Origin of the sequence: Bdellovibrio sp. HCB-110, from assembly GCF_047323225.1 — a bacterium.
GTDB lineage: Bacteria > Bdellovibrionota > Bdellovibrionia > Bdellovibrionales > Bdellovibrionaceae > Bdellovibrio.
The window spans coordinates 251,576-267,498 of sequence record NZ_CP178750.1 but is presented as its reverse complement, the minus strand read 5'-3'; the positions used below and the strand labels follow the sequence as shown (position 1 = coordinate 267,498).

Sequence of the window (15,923 nt, the reverse complement as noted above, 5' to 3'; positions counted from 1 at the left end):
TGCAAAACGATCACTGAGTCACTAAGAACAATTAGCGGAACACAAATTGAAATTCCACAATCGTGTAAACATGTTCCGCCGAGAATTATTGCGAACTTTTTCGATGGGACTAAATTGAAATTTAACAAAGTGACTTCAAGAGAATTGCTTCGTTCTTTCTTCGATAGTTTTCTTTTATTAAAACTCATTCGAGGAGAAACTACGATGAAAACCACTCCCATTCGCGATCAGGTGAAAGATCATTTACTCACTCCAAAAAATTCCGCTCTGGTTATTATCGACTATCAGCCACCGCAAATATTCACAACTCTCTCGATGGATCGTCAGACGATGATTCATAACATGCGGGCCTTAATCAAGACGGCAAAGGCTTTTGAGCTTCCCATCATTCTAAGCACGGTGAATTCTACGAACGGAAGAAATCCCGACACAATTCCTCAGTTGAAAGAGTTGCTTCAAGGAGTACCGGCGATTGATCGAACGACAATCAATTCTTGGGAAGACGAAGAATTCCATCAAGCTGTTAAAAATACTAAGCGCAAAAAACTTATCATGACAGCTTTGTGGACGGATGCCTGCTTGCTCTTCCCCACTTTAGATGCTCTCAAAGAGGGATACGAAGTCTTTCCGGTCGTGGATTGCGTTGGTGCAAACTCCATCGAAGGACACAAAGCCGCGATCACACGAATGGTTCACTCAGGAGCACAACCTGTTGGATGGAATTCCGTCGCCTGCGAACTGCAACGCGATTGGGCCCGCAGCGCGACCGTTCCAGGATTCCTGGAATCCGTGAAGGAGCAAGGGGCTGGCTGGGGCTGGTACTTAGCACTTGAAGGAGAAATCGCCGCCTATCACAACTACAAAGGTGGCGCGGAAATGCGTCTTCAAGACAATCCCCCGCACTAATTTTAAGAATAGATTTAGAAAAACAATGTAAGAAGAATGTGGTAGGGAGTGCGGAGGAAGAAAATTCCTTGTAATTTCAACCTCCTTTTTCAATATGTACTACAATCTACTACGGTTAGCTTTTGTAGGGCTCCGGCAAGTTACGCCATGTGCGACTGATTTCAGCTGCATTGTTGTTTCTCACGGGTTCAAGTAGTTGAGTTAAGTTACCCAAATGCTTGTGAACGTCGCTTGATGACACGCTCGCGCTGTTATTGGCGAGGTTCCATAGTTCACCAACAGAGGCTCTGGCGTATGAGTTAATATCGCGTGTCTGTCGGAACTTTATATCATCGGATGTGTTCCATTTATTTGTAATCCAATCTTTCGTATTACCTTCAAGAACCAAGGCTAGGTGATTCCAAATTTCCAGGAGGAACGTACCCACAGGAAGTATGAGTACCGCAACTAGAAATGCGAAGATCAAAGGTTCACAAATAAACGTCCAAGATTTCTGCTCCCCTGTTCCGATGGTAACTGCAATAATGTTCTCAATTCTGGCACTGGCATCAGCATTCCCAGTTGTTGCATACAGCACTGCCCGCCAATTCCACATGATAAAACCTACCGTGAACGAGCCCATAAAAGGATGGTTCATTCTTTCCTTAGCAATTTCTAAAATCTTTTCCATAACATATCTCCACAGGATTTAGTTTATTATCATCTAATACTGCGAACACTGCCATAATTAACACCGTGTGTTTGTATTCCATCCAAGACGTTAGTAGCACCCTTCTGCTTTCCTTTTTTGGCAGAGCTCGTTTGAGGATTGAATGAAATATTGGACAAGCAGCTTCGGGATCATATTTAAATGGAAGGCAATTTGTCGAAAATAAATCTGGGGAATGGTACTCTTGTTTTGCCATTTCTCCTCTGATTAGTCGTGAAATATTCAGAATTCCAGATTCGAATGTGACGTATCGATCTTCTGATTTAGACATATCTGATATAAATTTATTGCGATTAAGTCCTTCTCTCGTTTTAGACAGTGCTTTCAAATGAGCGCAGACTTGTTTGGCCTCGTGAGTACTTATGTTGGTTTTTCCTAACTCATCTAAATGATTTAACAGATCTATTTCAAGCGTCTCCACGGAAATCTCGTCATATTTTTTTAAGTTCCATTTCCAAAATGTTGCCTCATGGAAGAGCAAAGTTTGTTGCCCTTGAATTGGGTCGCTATAGAACTTAGTAATAATATTCTTTGCCGTTTGGCGAACATCTTTTGGTAAAGAGGAAGTGAAGTTTTTCTGCTCATGATATTTTTTTTGCCATTTATAAACTATACTTGCTTCTTCGGGGCTGAAGTCAGTTTGGGAGCAAAATTGAGTTTTAAATTCGATCATATCCTTTTCGGATACTTCCTGAGCAAGAGCCTCGCGACAAAACTTCATCCATACATCATTTCGATTTCCATCGTAAGCGTTCTTAAGACATTCAATGAAATATTGGTGGATATTTCTAATTTCTTTACGGCTGATTTCCTTCGTGCTCGAGATGTTTGATGGCTTGACTTCCTTATTTTTTGGATTACCCCATGCGAAAATGAAGTCTTTCAATGAGAACTTTCTATTTGTAGCCTTTTTTAACACAACAAGAAATGGCGATTTTAGATTCTTCATATGATATGTGCCCGGTAATCTCATGACTCTGGGAAGATCGTTGACTGCCGGATCGGTGTTATGGATTTTGGCAATGTGCTTTTGCCAAATGCTAAAGCTATCTAGTGCTAGATCATCCACTAGCCAGTAGCTATGAAGACCACGTTTTGACTGTATTACAACCGAAGGCCGCAATTTTGGTTTTTTTCCTTTTCCTGTGTCGTCGTCAGTAAAAACTGCTCTCACGCGCTGAACGTTGTCTTTTCGTCTGCCGTTCAAATCGGTCTTATTTACTGTAAAAAAAACGCCATAGCCGTTGATGTTACGGTTTTTAATCTCCTTCCAGCACTCTTTAATTGTTCCATGAATAATCTTTGGGGGCATACTCTTATCGCTATCGTGCAAAAACTGAATGGTAACTTTTGAGGACCTGCTTCCGCTCAGGCATTCTATTGCTTTACAAGCTTGTTCTCGGTGAGTACTTGAAAATCTGATGTTCATCATTGGAGTCCTTTCATAGCCCTTCTAGGCAATGGAGGAGCTTCTATTTCAATTATAGAGTTGATGAGAATGGGACAGCTCGAAAAGTGTGTTGCTGAGATGTCCCAGTCGGACAAAATTTAAAAGATAAGATATTGAAATTATTTGATTTTAAAGATTCCCGGCGAATGGAGTCCAATTTGAGATTTATAAAATAAGATAAATCTATTAAACGATTGTTAGATTACAGTTAAGTGAGGACGTAATGAGCAATACAAAAGCCAAGCAAGCGATTTCGCAAATGGAAGTTCAGCTATCTGAACTATTGAGTATGGGTGAAAAAGGTCATGCTGACGAGGTGTCGGAAAGAGTAGATCGATGGCATGCTCGGACAAAAAAAGTGATTAACGATTCAATCAGCAATGTTGAAGCTCAAAATTTTGTCGAGCATAACAACTCAAGAATTTTTTCAAGTGATGCCGAATACGTACTGGAGAAAATTGATTTTTATCGAAGAAAAGTGAATGTCCTTCTGGAGGAACTGAAAACGCATCCAGAAACTTTGATCGATCCCTCTATCCTAGCTATTGATTCTGATGATCTTGGTGAGAATCAATACCTTTTCAAGATTCTTCATCCCGAGATCCTAAGAGTTTCTGGTCAAAAGTTTTTCGATAAGCATTATTCAGATTCGGCGGAATCGGCCTTTAAAGAGGTTAATCACCGTATCAAGCTATTCTTAAAATTCAAGCATGGCGACGAGAAAGACGGTGTTCCTCTTATGAGAGACGTGTTTGGTGGTGCCACGCCAAAAATTGTTGTGGGAGATCTAACATCCGAAAGTGGAAGAAACATGCAAGAGGGATATGGGCATATATTCGCGGGCTCTATTCAAGCGATTAGAAATCCCAAAGCCCATGAGAATATAAAAATTGATAAGAATAGAGCTATACATTTTCTTTTTTTGGCGAGCTTGCAAATGTATAAACTTGATGAAGCAAAAATTCCTCAAGTGGGTTCTTAGTATTTAAGGGAGCACCAATGACGAACGTACAAGATGTAATTCAATTTGGAATTGAAGCTACTACGTATTTAAAACCCGACAAAAATGGATTGTCTTCTAATGAGATACATGAGCTTTGTGGAAGATTTGGCTATCAAAAAGGTGAAATTAACGATGGTATAGATAAGCTAATGAAATTAGGGACCGTGGAGGCGTTCTTTAATGACGAGCTTTTTTATCTCAAGCCAGACTATCTATATTTTATGTCTCCTTGGTTTAGATTCCGAACCAAGGAGCCACGAAATTTAAAGCTTATGCATAATATTATGACGGTATTGTCAGATGAGCTTAAGGCGCAAGGCCGCCACGGCTTTAGCGTTAGTATTCCATTTTTAACAACTAAGATAGACGACTCGTTAGTTCGAAATCAACAAGATATACTTGTAAGTCTCAATTTATTGGCGCGATATAAACAGTTTACAATCAATAAAGATCAAATCGAAAAGCCCGGGAATATGTTTGCTGGAGATTTCGTGCAGAAAATTGGGGCTTCAGATTTGCACAGAAACCATGAGGATCTATTTGCGCAAGTAATGGATCATGTATCCGAAATTATACGAAGAAAAGAGAGTAATAGAACGATTGCGACAGATCCTTTGGCTGCATTCGAAGAGTTATTTACAACAATGGAATGTGAAAAGTATTTAGCTTGGTGGAAAATTCAATTGCTGGAGCTCAATAGTATTGATCAAAAAAGATGCTGCAATCTAACCATAGTATCGTCTGCCGCTTTATGCGAAGGAGCTCTATCGTTTTTTGCTGCGAGTGAGATTCGTCAGGGTCTTACGATGGATAAGAAACTACCGGACGACCCCAAGCAATGGAAGCTATCAGTATTGATAGATGCGGCCAGTACTGGTGCGAAACCTCTCATTGATGCTCCGCTAAGAGCCCGACTGATCGATCTTAACGAGCATAGGAAAGTTATACATCCGAGCTATTTTATGTCGGGACCAATGAAACACCAAAAGGTCCCTGATATCAGACCTGAACAATCTGAGTTTGCGGTTGAAACTCTAAAGAAGTTATTAAGAGCAATAATTGAGTGGGTTCAAGTAAACAGAACTATTCAGGCTTAAATGCGCATCATTGCGTGAGTTTCTAAATTATAGAAAGATATTATGGCAGACCTAACCCAATCAAAAACGGAGATGTTGATAAAACAAATCCAGTCTTCACTAGAATCTTCTTCTCAAAAAATTCCAGGGGCAATTTTACTTGAAGGCCCATGGGGCTCCGGAAAAACTTACTTTTGGAAAAAGGAGGTAGAGCCGATGTTGGGAAAAAGCCCTATATACGTGTCTCTTTTTGGTCTACCCGATATCGATTCTATTCAAAATAGAATTATCAGCGGGGCGATATCCAAAGCTAAAGACGAAAAAACAGATTTTTCAAAACACATTCAGAGTGTCGTAAAATTCGCACAATTAACTCCTAAACTAGGTCTAAAATTTATTTCAAAATTTATTGAAAATAAAACTACCGTAAATCCTGAAGAACTATTGGAAACTTTAGATCTTAGTTTAAATCTGCTTAAGATAATTCCTAAAGGGTCCGTTATTTGTTTGGATGATATTGAGCGGGTAAAGGTGCCTTATGATCAGCTTTTAGGCCTTGTCGATCGACTTCTCCTTGAGTGTGAGGCTCGCATAGCTTTGATTGCCAATGAGAATAGCATGAAAGGTATATCAACAGACTCATCTCGAGAAAGCGATTTTTTCAAATTTAAGGAGAAGGTGGTTTGGAAGACCTTACGTTGGGAACCGAATTTTACGCATACAATTGATGGTGTATGTAAAGATCTTGTGTCATTAGAAAATCTTGAGAAAATTGAAAACTTTAAAGGAGCCGTTCTTGAGGCATTTACGATAAGCAAGTGTAAAAACTTAAGAGCGCTTGAGCGATCTATAAAGTCTTTGGACGAGATTTTAAGTATTAAGGATTTAAATCTTGATCCAAAATATGCTCGATATCTTTGTTCGTTGATAATCCACCAAACAGAAAGCGGAACTATCAGTGACGATGCCTGGGTATACGGAGGAAATAACTATTATCTTTCGATGTCCATAAATAAAAAGAAAGAAGAAGATTTAACTGGAAAAGACAAGGAGAGCGCGGAGTTTCTCGCTCGATTCTATAGTAAGGATACTTCACAAGCTGTCTTTTCAAAAGCGATACATGAGTTTGTCTATACAGGTATCTTAAATAAAGTTGGAATGAATGAAGAGTTCAATCCCAAAATTGAAGTGCCTTATTCGAGAGTATTGTCTCAAATGTTGGAATTCAGTTGGGTATACAAGCCCGATGAATATGGATATTGGCTCGTAAACGATGCTGAAAAGAATATTATAGACTATAGCGTTGATATCAATATTCATATCCTGTTTAGAATTTATCGAAATCTAGCTCGTCTATGTGATCATTTAAGTATTCAGATGCCTAATATAGATAATGCCATGAAGGATCGTATTCGCGATCATATTCGAGAGAATAGTGAAGATCCACGCCTGGAGTCGACGTTTTCAACTGGGTTGGAAACGAACGCCATGAGGCCTTATTTAGATTATTATCGAACGGCTCGGATCGAGATTATAATTGAGAAGAAAAAGGACAGTATCATGGAAAACCTTAAACAAGGGAAAAATGTAAATGATGATTTCCATGAAATCCGTGACCCTAATGATTTGATGTCGTTAATTTTGGACGAAGACATTTTGAAAATAGCAGATGAACTACTATATAGTTATCCCGAACAACACTATCAGTACTATAATCTTTGTATAGAAAAATTGAAATACTATAGGGATTATGATGGCAGTGCTCAGCTTGAGGCTTTATCTAAAAGAATTGACGCTTTATCGTCTACCTCCAAAGAAATAGGACTTAAGAAAAGAATGGGTTGGCTCAAGAATAAAATCGAAAGTAAGGATTAAACAATTTTCCTTTTCTTTCGAAGTACCTTACTTCTTTGAAGAGTTTTTCGTGCGGAATCTTGTGATATATTTTTTCTCATTACATGCATTGTTTTTAACGAAAGAATGATTGATAGAAGTTTGGACTCTTTGTTGCCAAAGGTTGTCTGAGCGATTTTTCCTAATTTAATGAGGAAATTTGATTCTATTTTTTTTCGGATACTTTTAAAGTTATTCTTTGGTTCTTCAAAAACGCCCAAGATCTTTAGTTGATGATTTTTATAATCTAAAAGTAGCCCTTCAAACGCATTTGTTTTATTCAGATAAAGGGAATGGTCAGTCTGGAGTTTCTCATAGTGCTTCTTTAATTTAGGTCAAACAGCCATCTTCCAGTAAAAAGTGTAGATAAATCCGCCTGAGTGGGGTTAGGAGTTCGATTGTTAAGCCATTCAGAAATAGTCGATTTTGGCACACCCGTGGCTTTCGAAATTCCAACAAGCGTATGCCGCTCTTCCTGCATTATTTTTTTAGAACCGTACCGACTCTTAAATCCATGCACACAAGCATCTAGGACTCCCGTTAACTTGTTTAGGCCAGTTCCAACTTGTCGAACATGAATCTGATAACTCGAATATATGTACGAATTATTGGACAAGTTTTGGCTGCCATTAAGATTGTTATAGATCTTCGAAAAATGAGTGATTGGATGACAGACTGTAGGGGCACGCCTGTAGGATACGGGTCGTTTACTACAGGCAGTGACTACAAGTTGATATCAAGTGCGGTGATTTACTATGATTTAGCAGGATATCGCAAATAACGAACAAGAATCCGCTTTCTGCTTTATATGTTTGATTTTACTTTTGATTCTTTACTTTTCTTAACGGTTTACAGGAGCACTGTTTAATACCTTCGAATTTGGTAGGGGGCGAGGGACTTGAACCCCCGATCCCAGTGTTATGAGCACCGTGCTTTAACCAACTAAGCTAGCCCCCCAAAAGTGCGCTGAGACTCTATAAACTTACCAAAAGAGACCTGCACATTCAAAGGCCAGATACGACGCCCTACGCCGCAAGAGCCTTCTAAATAACCTCATCGAGTTTCAACTCAGGAAATACAGATTTGATTTTTGCAAGAGTCTTTAGTTCCGGATCTTACAAGCAACAGCCACCGTTGGAGAAACGGGAACCGAAATAATATTTTTTCCACTTAAACATTTTCCCAAACAACTAAAGCCTATAGAAAGCAAAGACTGCGAGCATTAAGAAAAAACAAAAGGGCCAGCTAAGGATTCTTCGGAGTGACCTTCGGCCCCGCCCGGATGGCGGTATTACTGGCCGATTGAGCCCGGAGGGCGTGTCACGGAGAAGAAGCCTTAGCTGGCCCTTTTGTTTTCCTCTTAAGGACCGACCGTCAACAGACTAGCTATCAACAAACGCCTTAAGTTTGTTGCTGCGAGAAGGATGACGAAGCTTTCTCAAAGCTTTCGCCTCGATCTGACGGATACGCTCACGAGTCACGTTGAAGTCCTGACCAACCTCTTCAAGAGTATGATCCGATTCTTCACCGATACCGAAACGCATACGAAGAACTTTTTCTTCTCTTGGAGTCAGTGTCGAAAGAACACGGCGAGTTTGTTCTGCCAAGTTCAGGTTCACAATCGCTTCTGCAGGATTGATCACCTTTTTGTCTTCGATAAAGTCCCCTAAGTGCGAATCTTCTTCTTCACCCACTGGAGTTTCCAAAGAGATTGGCTCTTTCGCGATTTTCAAAACTTTACGAACTTTATCAACTGGCATGTCCATTTTATCTGCGATCTCTTCAGGGGTCGGCTCACGGCCTAGTTCCTGGATCAGATAACGAGATGTACGAACAAGTTTGTTGATAGTCTCGATCATGTGAACAGGGATACGGATTGTACGAGCTTGGTCGGCAATCGCGCGAGTGATCGCTTGACGGATCCACCATGTCGCATAAGTCGAGAACTTATAACCACGACGGTATTCGAACTTATCAACCGCTTTCATCAAACCGATGTTACCTTCCTGGATCAAATCCAAGAATTGAAGACCGCGGTTTGTGTACTTCTTCGCGATAGAAACAACGAGACGCAAGTTCGCTTCAACGAGTTCTGATTTCGCTGCATCGGCTTCGCGCTCACCTTTCCAAATCGCTGTGTAAGTTTCCTTAACCCAGTTGTGGTTCATCTCTGTTTCAGAATCAAGACGGCTGATACGTTTTTCAGCCTCTTGAGCTTGCAATACGTAGGATTTGAATTTTTGGTAATTCAAACCAGTATCGCGAGTCATTCTTGTTAGTTCTTTTTCATTCGCATCGATCAACTTCATACGCTCTGCCATTGCAGCAACATCTTTAGAGAACGTACGCTCAACACCGTCTTTAATACGACGACGAAGAGTTCCGATACGGCTCACCAAGTTTTTGAACTTGATCACGATACGGTTGATTGTCTTACGGTTGAAGTTCACAGACTCGAAGTTCGCCATCAACTTGTCGTTCATCACAACAAGTTCTTTCATAGCTGCTTGACGAGCTGGAGTGTTCGTTTCTTCTTTACGAAGAACCGTGAAGTGTTTCTCAGCCGCTTTTTGGTATTCGGTTACTTTGCCGATAAGTTCATGAATCTTATCGATGTATTCCTTTTCGTCGTACTGAGTATCTTCATCCTCAAGACCACGGAAGATCGATTTAACTTTGATACGTCCTTCATCAAGACGTTTACCAAGTTGAATAATCTCGTATGTTCCTAGTGGAGACAAAAGGATGGCGCGAACGATTTCACGCTCCCCTTTTTCGATACGACGAGCGATCTCAACTTCACCCTCACGAGTAAGAAGTGACACGCTACCCATTTTACGCAAATAAAGGCGAACTGGATCGTTCCCCTTAACATCTTCGCTTTCCGCTTTTTCTTCTTCATCTACTTCTTCGTCTTCAGAATCCGGGCTTTCAAGGAATGCTCCTTCGCCCTCTTCTTCTTTCGAAGTTTCAGACAAGTCTGAAATTACTACACCCGCACCCTCAAGGGCGTGCATGAATGAATCAAGCACAGATGGTGCAATAATTTCTGGTGGAAGAAGGTCGTTGATTTCTTCAATCGTCAACGCGCCTTTTTCCTTTGCAAGCTTCAGAAACCGTTGAATTTCTTCTTTAATCAACGTTTCTTGGTCTTGCAAAGAAAGAACCTTTACGGGCTCTTTCTCTTGTTTGTTTGGTAGGTTCGGTTTCATCAATACCCCGCCTTTTACCCTTTATTCAGAGAGATTCGATTTCTCTGAATATTCATAATCTGTTCCAACTTTTCCGAACTAGGTTCGTTTTTAAGATCTCTCGCCAATTGCTTTGCTTGCTCTCTTAGGAAGTTTTCTTTCACGCGTTTAAAGCAATCACGCAAGAGCTTCATCTCTGCCTCTTCGTCGAAACCTGGTTCGGCCTCAGGAGTGGGCCCAACTTGAAATAGATATTCAGGCTGATCAACGTAAGAGACAAGAAGACTGGTCAATTTATCAAACTTATTGAGATCTTGTCTATACACATCCGTCGCCTTTTCAAGGATCTTTTTCACTCCTTCATGGGCAACGTTCTCAATCAATTTTTCACTCTCAAAATGCTCGAAATTGGCACGACTTTTGAGTACCAATCCTAATAGCAGAATCTCTGCTTTAGAGGCTCCCTTGAGGCTGATTTTGCCTCCCTCTACTGATTGTGACACCACTTCGGGGGCCTTTTGGTTAGCCGAAGGATTTGGCTGCACCGTTCTAGTCATTGCAGGGCGATTTTGCGAATAAACAGGTCCACTGCTTTGCAGGCCCACAGCTTGACGCAGCCAGGGAAGAGTTACGCCCATCTTCTGCGCAGCTTCGGCCAAATACAAGTCCCGTAATCGCAAATCTGGAATAGTCTCAAATAATGGCTTCAATTTATCAGCAAGCTTCACTTTTTCAGAAGCCTCACCACGATAACCTTCCATCCAACGGGCTAAAATCATCACAAAAAGATCCGGAGCGCGATCGAGTTCCACTTTAAGGGCCTCAGCTCCGTATTTTTTCACATAATCATCAGGGTCCATACTATTAGGCAGAGTCAAGCCCTTCGGATACAGGTCCGCCGCCAAAAGAATCGGAAGACTGCGCTCGGCCGCCTCCATTCCCGCAGAGTCTCCGTCAAACAGAGCCACTACGTTCTTCGTCATGCGCTTAAGCATTTTGCCGTGATCTGGAGTCAAAGCCGTTCCCATGGTCGCAACCACGTTACGAATACCAGCTTGATACAAAGAAACCAAATCCATATAGCCTTCAACAATCAAAGCCATGTCTTCACTACGGATATAACGGGCTGTTTGTGACAAACCGTAGAGAACTTTCCCCTTAATAAAGACCGGAGTCTCGGGGGAATTTAGATATTTCGGCTCATTTTCCTTTTTCTCAAGGTAGCGACCCCCAAATGCGATGGGTTCTCCCATTGCAGAGAAGATCGGAAACATGAGGCGATCACGGAAAATATCAAAGAAACCAGATTTGTTGTTACGGGCTTTCACCAGACGGGCTTCTTCCGCCAAAATCATCGGTACTTGTTTGCTGCCCAAATATTTTTCCAAACCATCCCATTCAGCAATGGCGTAACCAATACCGAAGGTGTCGATCACCTCGTCGGAAAGTCCACGACTGGCGATGTATTTGCGCACAGGGTGATCGTGAGGAACACGCTTAAGTTGCTCTGAAAAATAACTAGCAGCGAGCTTATTTACTTTTAACAACAACTTCTTTTTGTCAGCGACTTGATCGCGAGCTTCATCTTCCTTTTCGGGTGCCGGCATTGGAATGCTAGCGCGATTCGCAAGATACTCAACAGCCTCAGGAAAGCCCATGCCCTGATAATCGCGAAGAAACGAAAAAACGTTTCCGCTTTTGTGACAACCGAAGCAGTGATAGACCTGCTTGGTTTCCGAAACCGAGAACGACGCTGTTTTTTCAACGTGATCAGGAAACGGACAGCGGCCCATAAGGCCGCTACCACTTGGTTTTAGCTGTGTGTATTGAGAGATAATGTCGACGAGGTTGTTCGCCTCAGAGACTCTCTCGATAAAGTCTTGGCTAAATCTCATGCACCTTCCAACAAATGTTTTTTGAGGGCGCTGTAGCATTAGTTTTATCAAGGCGCGAGGAGGAAGTCGTACACTGTACTACGACGACGAGCAACGCGGAGAAAACTAATGATTCAGCGACCTATGCAAGTTTTGATTTGATAACTTCGCTTACTACTTTGTTGTCTGCGGCGCCACCTGATTTCGCGATGACTTCTTTCATCACGGGACCCATGTCCTTCACGGTTTTAGCACCCAATGCTGCGATGACTTCAGTGACGAGACCTTCGATTTGTTCGCGGCTCATTTGCGCTGGCAAATAAACTTCAAGAACTTTCAACTCTGCTGTCTCTTGATCTACGAGATCTTGACGACCGGCTTGTTGAAATTGATCGATAGATTCTTTTCTTTGTTTTACAAGTTTTTTGATCACGCCCAATACTTCGTCAGAAGTGATTGGATCTGGGCGCATATCGATTTCGCGATTTTTGATCGCAGCCTGGAGCATACGAAGAGCTCCCAACTTAGCTGATTCTTTTGCGATCATTGCGGCTTTAACATCCGCGGCGATTTTATCTCTGATTTCCATTAAGGACCTCCATGGTGAATAGAACAGAGGCGACACTAGGTCGCCTCTTTAGAAAAAACCAATGTCCATCAAAGGAAATTAGTCGTTCCAACCTTTTCTAGATTTCTTAACAGCGCGTTTACGAGCCGCTAGAGATTTCTTTTTAAGTCTTACAGAAGGCTTTTCAAAGTGTTCACGTTTTTTTACTTCAGAAAGGATACCTGCTTTTTCGCAAGATTTTTTGAATTTTCTGAATGCAGATTCAAAAGACTCACCGTCTTTGATCTTTACCATTGCCACGACAATCACCTGCCCTTCTGATGTGGAAATAAGAACCAGAGTGTATAACAAAGGGGCATAAAAGGGGCAAGCCTTGGGGTCCTGACGCAATGAATTATTATTCCCCATGTGCTTTTTTTATTGGCAGTGCCCTCGAGGAGTGGGAAAAATTCATCGAGGGGTGTTTATGAGATTTCTTATCTGTCTGATATTATTAGGCTTATCTTTAACTTCAGGGGCGCACGCGAACGAAGATTTTTACATCTTAAAGCCCGGCCAACTGCAGTTTGTAAGAACTCCCGGCCAACAATTCTCTCCTCTGACTCAGACAAACTGCCGCGATCGTATTCGTCGCATCACATGTTTAGTGAATTCTACTCAGAATCCGGTGGGTGTTCGTCAATGCCTTCCGGGCAGCGAGGCCTTTGCGGCTCCCATCGAAAAAATCCACGATATTTTACCTGAAAAAGTGCAAAAAGCCTTCTGTGGACTTGATGTCATTTATGTCGAAAACGAAATGGAGGCCTTGGCCTACGCGGGCATCGTGCGTGAAGACGCCGCGTCTGGAGTTGTTGGCTCTTTCATGGGAATTCGCAAAATTCTTTTAGAACAAGCCTACGATGCAACGTCCGTTTTCGGTTGGAAAGAGCAAAAAGCTTTCGGCCTCAAAGCGGTTCCGTTTGTGCATTTGCCAGAAGGCCCTCGCGTGGAAGTTGTTTTGCCAGGCTCTTTGTCAGCTCTGCAATACGTGATGATTCACGAGTTCGGGCACATTCTTGATTTCAGCAATAAGGGTAACGACTTCGTTTGTCCTCCTGGAGAAACCTGCAAGCTTGATACAGGTGACCGAAAAGAGTTTCAAAAGCTCGTACCCGTGCCAAATTCTTGGGGCTCTTTGAGTTGGAAAAATCCTATGGCACCTAAAGACGAATTCCATTTTCCCCTCTGGGACAGCTTGTGTTTTTATGGTTGCAGCAAAAGTTTGACCATTACTGACATGGAGCAGTTCTATAAAGAGTTGGCTCCAACAAACTTCGTCACGACCTACGCAGCTGTTTCACCTTTTGAGGATTTTGCAGAGAGCTTTACCTTCCATGTTTTGGGTCTTCAAGGTGAATGGAGCTACCAAATTCAAACTCCTAACACCGCTTACTCGCTGGATCATAAGTGGAGCGAGCTTTGGGGTAAAAAAACTTGGATGGAAAACTTCTACAACCGCGATCTGCGATACCCAACGCCTTCAAATTAGTTTATAAACGATCCAATACTTAAGGAGTTAACACCTCGATGGACCTTTTAACAAACCCGCAGATTTGGATCGCCTTCGCTACACTTTTCGCATTGGAACTCGTTCTTGGGATCGACAATATTATTTTTATTTCGATCTTGGCTGGAAAACTTCCTAAAGAACAACAAGACAAAGCCCGTATCACAGGATTGGGTCTTGCGGTTGGAACTCGCATCCTGCTTCTTCTTTCTTTGTCTTGGATTATTGGTCTGACAGCTCCGCTGTTCACTGTGTTTAGCCAAGAAATTTCTGGCCGCGACTTGATCCTTCTTCTTGGCGGTCTTTTCTTGATCGTAAAAAGTACGATGGAGATCAATCACAAACTGGAAGGCGAAGCTGGCAGCCAATCTGGACACGTAGCTCATTCTTTCAGTGCTGTGATCGTCCAAATTCTTTTGCTCGACATCGTGTTCTCTTTAGATTCAGTGATCACTGCTGTTGGTATGGTGAATGAGATCTCTGTGATGATCGCAGCGGTTATCGCTTCTACTTTGGTGATGATGTTCTCTGCAAAACCTATCAGCGACTTTGTCGACGCCCATCCTTCTTTGAAAATCTTGGCATTGAGCTTCTTATTGATGATCGGTTTCACATTGATCGTGGAATCTCTCGAAGTTCACATTCCAAAAGGATACGTTTACTTCGCTATGGCTTTCTCCGTCGGTGTTGAAATGCTCAACATCCGTATGCGCAAGAAAAAACCGGCTGAGCCTGTTAAACTTCGCGAAAGAATCGCTGAGGAAAAATAGTGAGTTCTTCGTCTGAAGACCTCAAGTGGATGCGCAAGGCTTTAAGTCTTGCGCAAAAAGCGGCTGAAAAAGGAGAAGTTCCTATCGCCGCTCTTCTTGTCGGCCCGGAAGGGTTGATTGCGTCAGCGATTAATACCCGCGAAAGACAGCAAACGCCTCTGGGACATGCTGAACTCTTTGCTCTTCATAAAGCTTCACAAAAAAAACAAAGTTGGCGTCTGAGTGATTGTACTTTGTATGTCACATTAGAGCCCTGTGTGATGTGCGCTGGCGCCATTCAACAAGCACGCTTGAAGCGTGTTGTTTACGGCGCTTCTGATCCCAAAGGGGGCGCGGTTGAAAGCCTTTACCACATCTTGAATGATTCGCGTCTGAACCATCAAGTGGAAGTCACCGATGGAGTTTTAGCTTCTGAGTGTGCAACCTTGTTACAAGGTTTTTTCCAAGACCGTCGTGATGAAAAGAAAACGGAAAAAGCGCAGAAAATTTTCCGCGACCGCTCGTCCGTCATCGTTGTTCACAAAAATAAAATTCTCGGATTTCATGCAATCGATCCGACATCTCAAGCCCCGTATTTTTTCGTTCCTGGTGGCGCCATTGAAGCTGGAGAAACATCTGCACAATCTGCGGCTCGCGAATGTCTGGAAGAAACGGGATACAAAGTACGTATTCTGGAAGAAACAGCCTTTGAACGTAAATATGACTTTCTTTGGAATGGGAATGTTCACGCGTGCCGCACTGTTTTTTATGTGGGTGTGCTTGATCAAGAATGGACTCCCCCTCACAAAGTAGAGGACGCCGACTATCACAAGGGTGTCGAGTGGATCGACGTTAAAAACGTTCCTACGGTGTTTGCATATAATAAAGACATCCTCTGGGCCGTGCAAAAATTGCTGAAAACTGCGCAAAAGAAATCCGCCTTGCGCTAACCTCAGGG

General features: G+C 42.2%; 13 protein-coding genes and 1 tRNA gene. 7 read left to right on the top strand and 7 right to left on the bottom strand.

Annotated features, from left to right (window positions below):
* The first annotated feature begins 204 nt into the window (after positions 1–204).
* Positions 205–906, top strand: coding sequence for a hydrolase (locus ACL934_RS01335; RefSeq protein WP_374076954.1), 702 nt, complete (start codon positions 205–207; stop codon positions 904–906).
* A 115-nt stretch (positions 907–1,021) separates the two neighbouring features.
* Here ACL934_RS01335 and ACL934_RS01330 read toward each other — a convergent pair whose 3' ends face one another.
* Positions 1,022–1,576: a hypothetical protein gene (locus tag ACL934_RS01330; RefSeq protein ID WP_374076952.1), complete on the bottom strand. Its 555-nt coding sequence runs from the start codon at positions 1,574–1,576 to the stop codon at positions 1,022–1,024.
* Positions 1,551–3,047, bottom strand: coding sequence for a hypothetical protein (locus tag ACL934_RS01325; RefSeq protein WP_374076950.1), 1,497 nt, complete (start codon positions 3,045–3,047; stop codon positions 1,551–1,553). Before ACL934_RS01325 ends, ACL934_RS01330 begins: the two co-directional genes overlap by 26 nt.
* Before the next feature lie 307 nt (positions 3,048–3,354).
* Here ACL934_RS01325 and ACL934_RS01320 point away from each other — a divergent pair, with 307 nt between their 5' ends.
* Genes ACL934_RS01320 through ACL934_RS01310 form a run of 3 tightly spaced genes read left to right on the top strand, consistent with a single transcriptional unit; the run spans position 3,355 to position 7,019 of the window.
* Positions 3,355–4,047, top strand: a complete 693-nt coding sequence (locus ACL934_RS01320) for a TIGR02391 family protein (RefSeq protein ID WP_413612950.1) — start codon at positions 3,355–3,357, stop codon at positions 4,045–4,047.
* A 17-nt stretch (positions 4,048–4,064) separates the two neighbouring features.
* The gene (locus ACL934_RS01315; protein WP_374076946.1) at positions 4,065–5,165 is read left to right on the top strand and encodes a hypothetical protein; all 1,101 of its coding nucleotides are present in this window, start codon (positions 4,065–4,067) and stop codon (positions 5,163–5,165) included.
* 42 nt (positions 5,166–5,207) lie between these two features.
* Positions 5,208–7,019 (top strand): P-loop NTPase fold protein, encoded by a 1,812-nt coding sequence (locus tag ACL934_RS01310; protein WP_374076944.1) that lies wholly within the window; start codon positions 5,208–5,210, stop codon positions 7,017–7,019.
* Positions 7,020–7,917: 898 nt separating this feature from the next.
* On the opposite strand, the gene ACL934_RS01305 is transcribed toward ACL934_RS01310, so the two are convergent.
* From ACL934_RS01305 to rpsU, 5 genes are all read right to left on the bottom strand, one after another.
* A tRNA-Met gene (locus ACL934_RS01305) sits at positions 7,918–7,994 on the bottom strand.
* Positions 7,995–8,419: 425 nt separating this feature from the next.
* Positions 8,420–10,249 (bottom strand): RNA polymerase sigma factor RpoD, encoded by a 1,830-nt coding sequence (gene rpoD / locus ACL934_RS01300; RefSeq protein ID WP_374076942.1) that lies wholly within the window; start codon positions 10,247–10,249, stop codon positions 8,420–8,422.
* A 14-nt stretch (positions 10,250–10,263) separates the two neighbouring features.
* Entirely contained in the window at positions 10,264–12,123 is a 1,860-nt protein-coding gene (gene dnaG, locus ACL934_RS01295; RefSeq protein ID WP_374076940.1) for a DNA primase, read from the bottom strand.
* Positions 12,124–12,244: 121 nt separating this feature from the next.
* Entirely contained in the window at positions 12,245–12,691 is a 447-nt protein-coding gene (locus ACL934_RS01290; protein WP_374076938.1) for a GatB/YqeY domain-containing protein, read from the bottom strand.
* Positions 12,692–12,769: 78 nt separating this feature from the next.
* The gene (gene rpsU / locus ACL934_RS01285) at positions 12,770–12,964 is read right to left on the bottom strand and encodes a 30S ribosomal protein S21 (protein ID WP_041872727.1); all 195 of its coding nucleotides are present in this window, start codon (positions 12,962–12,964) and stop codon (positions 12,770–12,772) included.
* A gap of 172 nt (positions 12,965–13,136) precedes the next feature.
* Between rpsU and ACL934_RS01280 the strand changes: the two genes are divergently transcribed.
* The 3 genes from ACL934_RS01280 to tadA are packed head-to-tail and all read left to right on the top strand — an operon-like array spanning position 13,137 to position 15,915.
* Positions 13,137–14,198 carry a hypothetical protein gene (locus tag ACL934_RS01280; protein WP_374076936.1) on the top strand — a complete coding sequence of 354 codons (1,062 nt, stop codon included), beginning with the start codon at positions 13,137–13,139 and terminating at the stop codon, positions 14,196–14,198.
* A gap of 38 nt (positions 14,199–14,236) precedes the next feature.
* The gene (locus ACL934_RS01275; RefSeq protein WP_374076934.1) at positions 14,237–14,986 is read left to right on the top strand and encodes a TerC family protein; all 750 of its coding nucleotides are present in this window, start codon (positions 14,237–14,239) and stop codon (positions 14,984–14,986) included.
* Positions 14,986–15,915, top strand: coding sequence for a tRNA adenosine(34) deaminase TadA (gene tadA / locus ACL934_RS01270; protein WP_413612949.1), 930 nt, complete (start codon positions 14,986–14,988; stop codon positions 15,913–15,915). The genes ACL934_RS01275 and tadA overlap by 1 nt, the downstream gene beginning before the upstream one ends.
* Positions 15,916–15,923 lie beyond the last annotated feature (8 nt).

Excerpts from the sequence above, each read along its gene's own strand:
- ACL934_RS01335 (WP_374076954.1), top strand. The coding sequence starts at position 205 with ATGAAAACCACTCCCATTCGCGATCAGGTGAAAGATCATTTACTCACT.
- ACL934_RS01330 (WP_374076952.1), bottom strand. The coding sequence starts at position 1,576 with ATGGAAAAGATTTTAGAAATTGCTAAGGAAAGAATGAACCATCCTTTT.
- ACL934_RS01325 (WP_374076950.1), bottom strand. The coding sequence starts at position 3,047 with ATGATGAACATCAGATTTTCAAGTACTCACCGAGAACAAGCTTGTAAA.
- ACL934_RS01320 (WP_413612950.1), top strand. The coding sequence starts at position 3,355 with ATGGGTGAAAAAGGTCATGCTGACGAGGTGTCGGAAAGAGTAGATCGA.
- ACL934_RS01315 (WP_374076946.1), top strand. The coding sequence starts at position 4,065 with ATGACGAACGTACAAGATGTAATTCAATTTGGAATTGAAGCTACTACG.
- ACL934_RS01310 (WP_374076944.1), top strand. The coding sequence starts at position 5,208 with ATGGCAGACCTAACCCAATCAAAAACGGAGATGTTGATAAAACAAATC.
- rpoD (WP_374076942.1), bottom strand. The coding sequence starts at position 10,249 with ATGAAACCGAACCTACCAAACAAACAAGAGAAAGAGCCCGTAAAGGTT.
- dnaG (WP_374076940.1), bottom strand. The coding sequence starts at position 12,123 with ATGAGATTTAGCCAAGACTTTATCGAGAGAGTCTCTGAGGCGAACAAC.
- ACL934_RS01290 (WP_374076938.1), bottom strand. The coding sequence starts at position 12,691 with ATGGAAATCAGAGATAAAATCGCCGCGGATGTTAAAGCCGCAATGATC.
- rpsU (WP_041872727.1), bottom strand. The coding sequence starts at position 12,964 with ATGGTAAAGATCAAAGACGGTGAGTCTTTTGAATCTGCATTCAGAAAA.
- ACL934_RS01280 (WP_374076936.1), top strand. The coding sequence starts at position 13,137 with ATGAGATTTCTTATCTGTCTGATATTATTAGGCTTATCTTTAACTTCA.
- ACL934_RS01275 (WP_374076934.1), top strand. The coding sequence starts at position 14,237 with ATGGACCTTTTAACAAACCCGCAGATTTGGATCGCCTTCGCTACACTT.